1 pseudogene is annotated in these 904 nt (G+C 76.0%); it reads left to right on the top strand.

What is annotated here, in order from left to right:
- Positions 1-233: 233 nt before the first annotated feature.
- Positions 234-904, top strand: a pseudogene (locus AA75_RS36530) (HEAT repeat domain-containing protein); the annotation flags it as partial.

Raw genomic sequence — 904 nt, 5'->3', positions numbered from 1 at the left:
CCCGGGCCCGGGCGCGGGCCCGCCGCGGACCCGTGGCCGCCCGCCGCGCGGCACCGGGCGGAACGGGCGCGGACCCGCCCGGGCCTGGCCGTTTTGAGTCGCCCTGTGTGCGGATGTGCCCCCCAGGCGGTAGCCTTCGGTGATTCCGGCGCCCGGGCGCCTGAGCAGGACCAACCGACCCCGGCGACGGAAATCCCGTTGCCTCGACGACCGCCGCAACGGATGCTGACCTCATGTTCGAGCCAGTGATAGCGCCCAGTGCCAGCCTCCTCGGCCTCCTCCAGCGAGGCCGCGGTGACGGGCAGCTGCATGCCCTGGCCGCCGACCGCGACGAGGCGATCGCCGCCCTCGAGCAGTGCGTCACCGAGGACCCCCGCGCCGACTGGCAGATCGAGAACCGCTCCCTCTACTACGCGCGCCTCTACATGGAGCTGGAGGCGCCGCTCACCGGCGTCGAGCTGCACCTGCACTCCGTCGAGGACGGCATCGACCGGGACGACGCCCGTACCGGCCTCGCCCTCGCGGTCCTCGGCCACCTCGCCGCCTACGGCCGCCGGGACGCCCTGGACCTGCTGCGCGGCTACGTCGCCGTCGGCGTCAACTGGGCCTGGGCGCTCGACGAGCTCGCGCTGCGCGACGACGACCGTTCGCTGCTCGCGCTCGCCCCCTCCGTGCTGCGCAGATTCCCCGACGGCCCCGAGGGCGACGCCCTGCTGAGGGCCGCCGTCCGCGCCGCGTACGAGCCCCGGCCCTGGCGGCTGTGGGCCGCCCACCACCCCCGGATCGCGGCGGCGAGCGAGCAGTCCCCGTTCGACCTGTGGCAGCGCCAGATGCGCCGCGGCGTGGTCACCCCGGGCTGGAGCACCGCCGACGTGCTCGCCTGGGCCGACCAGGCCGACCCCGC

Origin of the sequence: Kitasatospora sp. MBT63 (assembly GCF_000710465.2) — a bacterium.
Lineage (GTDB): Bacteria > Actinomycetota > Actinomycetes > Streptomycetales > Streptomycetaceae > Kitasatospora.
The sequence above is the reverse complement of the archived record's forward strand: the minus strand, read 5'-3'. Positions and strand labels throughout refer to the sequence as shown.